General features: G+C 61.0%; 10 protein-coding genes. 2 read left to right on the top strand and 8 right to left on the bottom strand.

All coding sequences use genetic code 11. The annotated features are described in order from the left end of the window. Window positions 1-595 precede the first annotated feature (595 nt). Window positions 596-1,468: an MBL fold metallo-hydrolase gene (locus DFR37_RS20975; protein ID WP_113935126.1), complete on the bottom strand. Its 873-nt coding sequence runs from the start codon at window positions 1,466-1,468 to the stop codon at window positions 596-598. An 87-nt stretch (window positions 1,469-1,555) separates the two neighbouring features. Between DFR37_RS20975 and DFR37_RS20970 the strand changes: the two genes are divergently transcribed. After that, entirely contained in the window at window positions 1,556-1,855 is a 300-nt protein-coding gene (locus DFR37_RS20970; protein ID WP_211317323.1) for an ArsR/SmtB family transcription factor, read from the top strand. A gap of 25 nt (window positions 1,856-1,880) precedes the next feature. Beyond that, on the top strand, window positions 1,881-2,405 hold the full coding sequence (locus tag DFR37_RS20965; RefSeq protein WP_113935124.1) for a rhodanese family protein: 525 nt from the start codon (window positions 1,881-1,883) through the stop codon (window positions 2,403-2,405). A 96-nt stretch (window positions 2,406-2,501) separates the two neighbouring features. Here DFR37_RS20965 and DFR37_RS20960 read toward each other — a convergent pair whose 3' ends face one another. Genes DFR37_RS20960 through trbE form a run of 7 tightly spaced genes read right to left on the bottom strand, consistent with a single transcriptional unit; the run spans window position 2,502 to window position 10,239 of the window. Beyond that, window positions 2,502-2,744 (bottom strand): DUF2274 domain-containing protein, encoded by a 243-nt coding sequence (locus DFR37_RS20960; protein ID WP_113935123.1) that lies wholly within the window; start codon window positions 2,742-2,744, stop codon window positions 2,502-2,504. Next, window positions 2,741-4,072 (bottom strand): TraB/TrbI/VirB10 family type IV secretion system protein, encoded by a 1,332-nt coding sequence (locus tag DFR37_RS20955; RefSeq protein WP_113935122.1) that lies wholly within the window; start codon window positions 4,070-4,072, stop codon window positions 2,741-2,743. Before DFR37_RS20955 ends, DFR37_RS20960 begins: the two co-directional genes overlap by 4 nt. Window position 4,073: 1 nt before the next feature. After that, window positions 4,074-5,066, bottom strand: a complete 993-nt coding sequence (trbG, locus tag DFR37_RS20950; RefSeq protein WP_113935121.1) for a P-type conjugative transfer protein TrbG — start codon at window positions 5,064-5,066, stop codon at window positions 4,074-4,076. Beyond that, window positions 5,063-5,767 (bottom strand): conjugal transfer protein TrbF, encoded by a 705-nt coding sequence (gene trbF / locus DFR37_RS20945; RefSeq protein ID WP_113935120.1) that lies wholly within the window; start codon window positions 5,765-5,767, stop codon window positions 5,063-5,065. The genes trbG and trbF overlap by 4 nt, the downstream gene beginning before the upstream one ends. Before the next feature lie 11 nt (window positions 5,768-5,778). After that, complete coding sequence (gene trbL / locus DFR37_RS20940) at window positions 5,779-7,032, bottom strand: P-type conjugative transfer protein TrbL (RefSeq protein ID WP_113935119.1); 1,254 nt, start codon at window positions 7,030-7,032, stop codon at window positions 5,779-5,781. A gap of 13 nt (window positions 7,033-7,045) precedes the next feature. After that, a complete protein-coding gene (trbJ, locus tag DFR37_RS20935) occupies window positions 7,046-7,786 on the bottom strand; it encodes a P-type conjugative transfer protein TrbJ (RefSeq protein ID WP_113935118.1) in 741 nt (246 codons plus the stop codon). Continuing rightward, window positions 7,783-10,239, bottom strand: coding sequence for a conjugal transfer protein TrbE (trbE, locus tag DFR37_RS20930; RefSeq protein ID WP_113935117.1), 2,457 nt, complete (start codon window positions 10,237-10,239; stop codon window positions 7,783-7,785). The genes trbJ and trbE overlap by 4 nt, the downstream gene beginning before the upstream one ends. Between the last annotated feature and the right edge of the window lie 6 nt (window positions 10,240-10,245).

The following is a 10,245-nucleotide window of genomic DNA, read 5'->3' as shown; positions in this document are numbered from 1 at the left end:
ATCCCTGAAAAGGATGGCATCAACTCAGTAAATTGCCCAGCGTCAACCGGCCAAGATAATTGACGCGCACCGGCCAAGATAGTTGACGCGCGACAGGCTGGCCGAGTTTTTCGACAACATCTGACTGTGACATAACTGCTCCCATAGGTCTCCGATAGCACCTATAGGATGCCTGACCGTGTCATGCAGCAAAACTCACTGGAGAGTGCTACAGCAAAGTACGGCAAGGTGGGCTGGACCTTATGGTACCGTGAGGCGCGTCCTTGAAGTTCGAAAAGGCTTGCTGTAGCGTACTCGGTCGCAATAGAAACAGCGAGCATGCCCAGATGTCACCTTCGCCATGCTCAACGAAGGCGAAAAAGTACAGCACACTCGCGCTCTTCCAGAAAAATGGGACTGCACTTGCCGGACGTGCTGCTTGCCCCGTCGCTGGCCATGCAAGAACTTGAATCATGCGGTCTCTCTACTACCTTCTTCTTCGATGCTCAGGACCGCCTGGTGCGTTGCATGTGGGAAGCTGATACTTGCCAGCTCAGCCGCACCGTCTCTCGCCGCTTCACCCTATCGCTCGATCACAGCCAAAATAGGAACTGGCCTATCCCTCGGCCAAACTGACGGGGATTTTGAGATAGCGCACACCGTTGGATTCAGACTCCGGCAAGCGGCCCGCACGAATGTTGACCTGAATGGAAGGCAGCAGCAACGTGGGGGCCGAAAGTGTAGCGTCGCGAGACTGGCGCATCTCGGTGAATGCCTCTGCGCCCACGCCATCGCGCACATGCACGTTGCTCTGGCACTGCTCAGAAACGGTCGATTTCCATTCATACCCGGTGCGCCCCGGCGCCTTGTAGTCGTGGCACATGAACAGGCGCGTCTCTGGCGGCAACGCCAGAAGCCGGCGAATCGACAGGTACAACATGTGTGCGCTACCGCCTGGAAAGTCGGTGCGAGCCGTGCCGTAATCCGGCATGAACAAGGTATCCCCGACGAACACGGCGTCGCCGATACGGTAGGACACGCAGGCAGGCGTATGGCCTGGCGTGTGCATAACCTCTACGGTCAGTGCACCGATATGAAAGGTTTCGCCATCGCGAAACAGTCGGTCGAACTCGCTGCCATCGCCGGAAACATCGTCTAAATTAAACACTGGACGGAAAATCTGCTGCACGTCGCGAATGTGCTCACCAATAGCGACAGGTGCACCTGTGCGAGTTTTGAGGTAAGGCGCTGCGCTCAGATGATCCGCATGCGCATGGGTCTCAAGAATCCATGCTATCTGCAGTTCACGCACATGGGCGGCGGCTAGTATGCGATCAGCCGAGGTGGTGGAAGCCTTGCCACTGCGGTGGTCGTAATCCAGCACCGGATCAATGATGGCGGCTTGGCGGGTGGATGGGTCGGAAACGAGATAGCTCACCGTGTTGGTGATTTCATCGAAGAAGGAGTGAATATCAGCGGCGAGAGGCATAGTTTGTCCGTGCAGGGGTGCAGAGTCTTGAATGTAAATTAGTTTATGCTAAATTAGCAAAATACGAAATAAATTGTGATTGTGACGATGAAAGACAAGCAGTTCCTGCAGGAGGGAGCAGCCCAGGCGGCTGCCATGTTGCGAACCGTCGGCAATGAGCACCGCTTGTTGATTCTCTGCCTACTGATCGAGCATGGGGAAATGACGGTAGGAGCGCTGCATGAATATGTACCCTTGAGCCAATCCGCGCTGTCCCAGCATTTGGCCAAGATGCGCGAGGAAGGCTTGGTGACGTTCCGCCGAGAGGCACAGACACTGCATTACCGGATCGACAACCCGGACGTCGCCACCCTCATTGCCACACTCAAGACTATTTTCTGTCCCTAAACCCGCCCGCTCGGAGTCAATCGTTATGTCCTTAAAACCCATTTCTCCTCAAGCAGCGCGTGATCTTGTGAATCAAGGTGCAATCCTGGTCGACATCCGCGCAGCAGACGAGTACGCGCGCGAGCACATCGCCGCCGCACGCCATGTCCCCATGGATCACCTAAAAAGCGCGGCGCCGCTTGATACCACTGCAGGCGTCATTTTCCACTGCCGGTCCGGCAATCGTACGCGAGTCAATGCCCAAGCACTCAGCGCATGCGCGACCTGCGAGGCTTATGTGCTGGATGGGGGGCTCGATGCCTGGAAGAAGGCCGGGCTTCCCGTGGTGACAGATGCTTCCCAGCCGATGGAGCTGCAGCGCCAGGTGCAGATTACAGCAGGCTCGCTGATCCTGTTGGGCGCCGTGCTCGGCGCCACCGTCTCGCCCTGGTTTCATGCGCTGTCTGCAGCCATCGGCGCAGGCCTGGTGTTTGCAGGCGTATCTGGTTTCTGCGGAATGGCCCGCCTGTTAATGCGTATGCCATGGAATCGTAAGGTTGTGGCCGGTTAAGCTGGATACGGTCGCCTCCAGGCATCTTGCTACCGCGCTCCTGGCTTTCGGAAGTTTCTATGTGACTGGCGCACTGCTCTCGCAAAAGGCTTGAAATCAGCCATTTTTTACCCTGTTGCTCCATTCACCACCTCTTCTAAACCCACGATCCCCCGCCATAAACGCCTCCAGCATGTGCGGGATCAGCGTCACTGTACTCACAGTTTCCCCGTAAGTCTGCGCGTGTAACGCTGCATATCGGTCGAGGTCGGCTTTCAGGCTGGCCGGACATATGAAGATCACCTTGACGGTTTCGGTCTTGGGTAGCGGCCCAAGCCGCAGCTTTCGTACAGTGCTCATTGTGATGCTCCCTTGTTGAAGAACAGCGGCTGGTACGGTCGCAGCACCAGATCGCGGCTGACGATGATCCGCACCGGCAAGCCGGGGCGACCGGTTAAGGTGGGCTGGATGTTCATGTTGCGACGGGTCATTTCCTGGCCGACTTGATTGATGCTGTTCTGGGCGCTGTCGCGTCCGGCGATGATGATGCGGTCGCCGTCCTGCCGGTTTTCCGGAGCGGCCAGCTCGGCGCCGACGCCCAGCAAGGTGGTCAATACAGCGCCACCGACGATGCGATCCCAATGCCAGTCAACGCCATCCTCCAGGCCGGCATAGCCCGCCGGGTCGCTGCCCGCCAGATTGTCCAGCGTAAGCGAGGATGTATCGGGCAGGATGATGCGGTTCCACACGACCTGCACCCGGCTTTGCCCATAGCTGACCTGACTGTTGTAGCGGCCCAGGATGCGCGAGCCTTGGGGAATCAGCAGATGCTGGCCGGTCGCTGAGTCATAGACGGGTTCTGTCATAGTGCCGATGACATCGCCCGGAAGATCGGATTTGATGCCTGTCACCAAGGCGGCTGCGATCACAGTACCGGCCATGACCTGATATGGCGACGCGGGCATTTGCAGGTTGCCGGAATTGCGGGTTTCAGTAGAGCCGGATTGCAGGAATGCCTCTTTCTGGTCTTGCCTGTTCTGTGCAGCAGTAGGGTCAGAGGATTGTGCTGCCGTAGAAGCCGGGCCTGCTGCCAACGGATCAAAGCCGGCCAACGTGTTGTCCATGCCAGGAGCCACAGGCATGGCCTGCGCAGCCGTAGCCGAAGGTTGACCGGACTGCCCCTGGCCATTACGGAAGAACACCGACGAAGCCGCAGCGGCTTCAGCTTCTTTGCGCCGCGCTTCCCGTTCAGCAGCTTCGGCATCAACGCCCGACGGCGCGTAGGTGGCGACCACTGGCTGCTGACTGTTCACGATGGCCGGCCCCAAGTCGCCGGGTAACGGCGGCCCAAGTTCCGGCACATCAGGCGGTACGTCCTGCGACAGCATAGAATAGTCTGCGGGCAAGGCATCGAGCCCTTCCGACTTCGATACTCGGTCCACGTTGTAAAGCTCGGTCTGCTCGCCTGCGCCACGTCGTTGCGGTTGCAGCGACCATATAGTGGCGCCCAAGACCGCCACCGACAGCCCGCCGACCAGCAAGGCCAGCGTGCGCCGGTTCAGTCGCGTGACGGGCCTAGGCTGGGCGCGCAACGCCACCGTCTCAGGTGCCACCTTATCCGCAGCCTTTTGGTCCGCTGGTGACGAAGCCTGATCGGGCGTGTGCTCGGATAATTCTTCCTGACTCATTTCAGTGCCTCCGCGTCACGCTATCGGTGCGCTCAATACGCACCACATCGCCCCGATCACCGCCCAGGCGCAGTTCAGCCGCACCAAAAAGCCGATCCACGATGTAGTACGGCGAGCGGAAGCGATAATTGACCAATTGGCCGTCACCTTCAGCGCCGATCACAAAGAGCGGCGGCAACTCCCCTTGGGAGATGCCAGCCGGAAACTGGATATAGACCTTCTGCCCATCATCAAAGGCCCGCAGCGGCTTCCACGGGGGATTACTGCCGCTGACGGCATAGCGGAAACGTAGATTTTCCAGCGCCAGTCCGGTATCGACGGGCGCACTGGCTTGCGCGGCCTGATTCTGGCGCTGCAAGGCCAGCATCTGATCTTTCGGATACTCCCAGGACACCGACGCCATCCATGTCTTTTCGGTGGAAGTCAGCTCCAGCAGATAGGTGCGGCGGCTGGTGGTGATGACCAGATTCGTTTTCAGGCCGGAGCGAATAGGCTTGACCAGCACGTTCACGCGCAAATCCACACCACTGCCGCTGGAGGTGTCCCCAACGATCCAGCGCACAGTGTCGCCGGCAGCGACCGTGATCAGCTCTTCGCTGGGCTGCAGCGCAATCACCGTCACACGGCCTACGCCGGTATAGACCTGATAAAGCGCGCCGTCGCTATAGGGCCAGACCTGAATGGCATTGACGTAACCTTCACGGGTGGGCGCAACCCGTGCTTCAGCATTGGCACGGGATACCCGCACGGTTTCATCGGCGGGTTCGGGCGTGGGCTTGCCACCCTCCGTCCCCGGCAAGGGTTTCAATTGCGCCGGTAGTGCCAGGGGTTCAGGCACCGCAATCACTTCGACCGGGCTGGGCGGCTCGGGCAGCAGTTCAGCCTGTACCGGCTCATCAAGCGAGATGGCCGGTGGCGGCTTACCCTGTGTAGCGCAGCCGGTTAGGACAAGCAGGGCCAACGGAAAAGCGTAAAAGCGCAAAGACGACATCATCGCTGCACTCCTTCAGAGGAATCGAGTTCACGGCTCCACGACAGGCCATTGACGTAAAGCCCCAGGGGGTTCTTGCGCAAACGCGCTTCGGTGCGCGGCGGCTGATGCACGATGGACACCACCGCCGTCCAACGCTCCAGACCTGCGGATGCGCCATTGACGTAGCGGCGCTCTGTCCAGCGCACGTTGAAGGACGTGTCGCTCGCCCGCACAACACTCGTGATCTGCACCGTCACAGATTCTTTGCCGATGCGGGTAAAGGGATCATTCACCCGTGCGTAGTCATTCAGCACAGCGGCTCCCTTGTCCGTGGTGTAGTCATAGGCATCCAGCCAGTTCTGGCGCACCACGACAGGGTCGATGGAGAGCGAGCGCACCAACGTGATGAAGCGGGCGATATGGTGGGCGGTTTGTGCATCGTTGGGCCGGTACGGCGAAGCCGCCTCCCCAACCGCCCTCACTTGGCCGGCGTTATCCACCTCCACGACATAGGGCGTGACGATGGACTGCATTGAGCGCCACACCAGGCCGCCGGCCATGAGCAGCGCCAGCAGCAGGCAGCCAAAGGCCATCAGCCGCCAGTTCCTGGCCTGTACCCGCGCCGAGCCGATACGGTCGTCCCAGACCTGGGCGGCGGATTGGTAAGGTGTGGCGGGTTGCGGAGATTCGGCATAACGCACCAGCGGTCGTTTGAATCGCATGAGGGTTCCCCTTATGAATCGGAATCACGCAGGCTTGGGCCTTGACCCGCGCCGCCGCCATCGCCGCCGCGCAAGGTGTGCGCGGCCGTCGTCGCGGCCTGGGTTATCTGCTGGCGGCGTTGCAGGCGCTTGGCCCAGGCGGGTTGACCTTGTTTTGGCGAACTGGCGGCACCGTCAGCGGCTTCGCCTGCGGCACTTTGGCCTGCCGGGGAACCCGCCATCGAAGCGCTTTTGACGCCACCGCCTGCGGCGGTAGAACCCGCCTGGAAGGCTGGCCGAGTACTGCCAGTGGCTGATCCAACAGCACGCGCACCGCTACCCGCCAGTCGGGCAGCCCCCGGGGCCATACGTGCGCCCGCCATCACCGCCGCTCCGACTCCCGTAGCGGCAGCGCCCACGGCGGCGGCTGTCCCCGCCGCTCCCAGCGCTGCACCGGCCATGGCACCAGCCCCCAACTGCGGCCCGCCGGAAATCAGCCCCGTGGCGATGCCCGGCCCGAAGATGCCCAGCGCCAGCAAGGCCAGTGAAGCCAGCATGATGACCAGCGCATGGTCGATAGACGGTTCAGACGGATGCACCTGAAAATCCGCAAACAGCCCCGTACCGATGCCGATAATCACTGCCAGCACCAACACCTTCACACCAGAGGACACCACATTGCCCAGCACCTTCTCTGCAAGGAACGAGGTCTTGTTCCATAGCGCAAACGGCACCAGGACAAATCCGGCCAGCGTGGTCAGCTTGAACTCGATCAGCGTGATGAAAAGCTGCACCGCCAGCACAAAAAAGCACAGCATCACCACCAACCAGGCCAGGAACATCACCACGATGGGCGTGAGGTTCACAAACACCTCGGGGAAGCCCGCCATGTCGCTGATCTGCTCCAGAATCGGCGCACCCGCGTCGATGCCGGTCTTGGCCAACCGTCCCGGTTGCAGGAACTCGCCCATGCTCACCGCCGAGCCAGTGGCCGTCAGGCCCAGGCCGGCAAAGGAACGAAAGACGATGCCGGCCAGCCAATTGAAGTTGTTGATGATGTAGGCAAAGGCGCCGACGTAAAGCACCTTGCGCAGCAGCTTGGCGATCACATCATCGCCCTGGCCGGTGGCATGGCTCATGGCCCAGTACAAGCCCGCGAGAGTGATGTCGATCACGATCAACGTGGCCGTCAAGAACGCCACTTCGCCCTGCAACAGCCCAAACCCGGAGTCGATATAGGTGGAAAAGGTGTTCAGAAAGCGGTCAATGACGGTCACATCGTTCATGGCTGGGCTCCGTTCAGTTGCCGTAGAAATCCACAGACTGCGGCGTGTACGGCGTGCCACTGCCCAGGAAACGGCGCGTCACCTCACGGCCACGCTCGGCAGCGGCGGCCTGACGCGCCAGTTCCAACGAGGCGGCACGCTCCTGCGTGATCTGAAGCTGCTGCGCCTGAATGGACTGCTTGGCCTGCAAGGCCAGTAGCTGATTGGTCGCCTGCGCAGCCTGCAAGGCCCCTTGGGCCGACTGGCTCTGACTCACCAGATCGACCAGGACACTTTCATCGTCGCGCAGATTCTGCGACACCTGCGCCTGCATACGCATCGCGGTATGCAGGCCATCAAGCGTATGCTTCCAGCGCGCCTGGGCATCGCGCACCATCTGGTCGCCACTGACAGTGGCGGCATACTGTTCGGGATACAGACGCGCAAACTCCCGATCAAGGTGTTGTACGTCATAGGCCATGCCCTGGGCTTCGGCAATCAGCCGTTCCGTGGTGGCCAGCGTGGTGCGCAGGCGATTCACGACATTGAAATCCAGATTCGCCAGATTGCGCGCCTGATTCATCAGCATCTGCGCTTCGTTCTGAAGCTGGTTGATCTGGTTGTTGATCTGCTCCAGGGTGCGAACGGCGGTGAGCGTGTTCTGGGTGTAGTTGGACGGGTCAAAGACCGTTTTCCAGGCCCAGGCGGGTGAGGCGATGAACAAGGAGGCCGACAGCAAGGCAGAGAGCAAAAGAGAGTGTGTACGAGTTTTCATGACAAGATCTCCTGTGATGAATGGGAAAGCGAAGACGGCGACACAAAGCCGGGAAACTCGGGCAACAGGTCAGCGGCCCAATCCAGGCCGCAATGGCGCAGCCACGCGCCTGCAAAGCCTGGGTTGCCGGCATCCATCAGCACCCGATCCATATCGCGCTGGTCTTGCGGTGTGGACGCGCCCGTAAAGGCCAGTGCCGCTGGCCCCAGGTCCAGGTCGAACAGGCGATTGCCCAGCCGCGACTGGTAGTAGTAATCCCGCTTGGGTTCGGCGGTGGCGACGATTTCGATCTGTCGGCTGTTCAGGCCGAAGCCTCCGTAGATCGTGCGAATCTGCGGTTCGGTCGCCTGCGAGTTGGGCAGAAAAATGCGGCTCGCGCAGCTTTCGATGATGGCGGGCGCGATGCTCGACTCCTTGATATCGGCCAGCGATTGCGTGGCAAAAATCACCGACACGTTTTTCTTGCGCAGGGTCTTCAACCATTGACGGATGCGGGCGGCAAACACCGGGTCATCCAAAAACAGCCAGGATTCGTCAAGAATCAAGAGCGTGGGCGCACCATCAAAACGCTCATCAAAACGGGCGAAGAGATAGCCCAGCACGGCCAGCACCGCCGCGCGGCTGGCCATCAGCTCTTCCATCTCGAAACCCTGCACCTCGGCGCTGCCCAGCCGGTCGTGATCGGCGTCCAGCAGTTTGCCGTGGGCGCCACCCAGCACATAGGGCGCAAGTGCCTGGCGCAGCGCATTCGATTGCAGCAGCACCGACAGGCCCGTCATCGTGCGCTGCTCCACCGGCGCACCAGCCAGACTCCCCAGCGCCGACCAGATGGCCGCCTTCTCATCGGGGCCGACGGCCACGCCTTCATGCCGCAATCGGCCTTCCAGCCATTCGGCTGCCCAGGTGCGGTCGCTTTCGACGTTGATACGCGCCAGCGGCTGAAAGGCAATCTCGCCATCATTGCCCAGGTCGTAATGTTCGCCGCCCAACCCCAGGATGGTCGCGCGCATGGAGCGCCCCATATCGAAGGCCAGAATGCGCGAGCCGCGATAGCGGCGAAATTGCAAAGCGAGGGTTGCCAGCAGCACCGATTTACCCATGCCGGTCGGCCCCACTACCAGGGTATGGCCCACGTCGCCGATGTGCGTCACCAGCCGGAACGGCGTCGCGCCATCGGTACGGGTCACGATCAGCGGCGGGCCATCCAGATGCTTGTTCTGCTGCGGCCCGGCCCACACCGCAGAGACCGGCATCATGTGTGCCAGATTCAATGTAGATACGATGGGCTGGCGCACGTTGGCGTAGGCATTGCCGGGAATGGATGACAACCAAGCATCGACGGCATTCAAGGTCTCGGGAATCGTCACAAAGCCCCGCCCTTGAATCACGCGCTCCACCAGGCGCTGTTTTTCATCGGCGGTGGCCGGGTCGGCATCCAGCACCGTCACCGTGGCGGTGAGGTAGCCAAAGGCCACTTGATCGCTACCCAAGGCCTGCAAGGCGGCATCCGCATCGGTCGCCTTGTTGTCGGCATCGGTATCGACCAGCGGGCTTTCCTGCTGGAAAATAGTTTCGCGCAGTAGCGCCACCACATTCTTGCGCTTGGCAAACCACTGACGGCGCAAGCGGCGCAGTTCTTTTTCCGCCTCGGCCTTGTCCATGCACATAAAACGCGTACTCCAGCGATAGGCAAAACCCAGGCGGTTCAGGTCATCCAACAACCCCGGCCAGGTCGAAGTCGGAAAGCCGCGCACCGACACCACGCGCAGGTGTGCATCGCCCAGCGTGGGAGCCAGGCCACCGACAAGGGGCGAATCGGCCAGCAACGCGTCGATGTGAAACGGCACGTCCGGCACGCCGACGCGATACCGCCGTGTCGAGATGGTCGAATGTAGATAGCTCAAGGTCTGGCTGTCATCCAGCCAGGCGATTTCCGGCATCACGCCATCGAGCAGATCGAAGACACGATCCGTCTCCGCGATAAAGGCTTCCAGGCGTCCGTGCCAATCCACGCCATCGCCGAGCGCGTTCTCATACAAGAGCTTGGCGGCGCGGGCGCGGGATTCTTCTGGCGGCAGGTACACCAGCGTCAGGTGATAGCTGCTCTCGAAGTGGCTGCTGGAGGCTTCAAACGCGGCGCGACGCTCCTCGTCCACCAGCCAGGACAGCGGTTCGGGAAACTCGGAGCGCGGATAATCCGCAGCCGCCCGGCGCTCGGCTTCGATGAACAGCGCCCAGCCTGAACCCAGGCGGCGCAGCGCGTTGTTCAGGCGGGCGGAGGTGGCGATCAGTTCGCCTTGGGTGGCGCTATCCAGATCCGGCCCACGAAAGCGCGCCGTGCGCTGAAACGAACCATCCTTGTTCAGCACCACGCCGGGCGCAATCAACCCGGCCCAGGGCAGCCAGTCGGCCAGCAAGGCGGGCCGTCGACGGTATTCGGCAAGGTTCAGCATGGCATT

This window comes from Eoetvoesiella caeni (genome assembly GCF_003315175.1).
Taxonomy (GTDB): domain Bacteria; phylum Pseudomonadota; class Gammaproteobacteria; order Burkholderiales; family Burkholderiaceae_B; genus Eoetvoesia; species Eoetvoesia caeni.
Note: the sequence above shows the minus strand (reverse complement) of the source record. Positions and strands in the feature narration are given on the sequence as shown.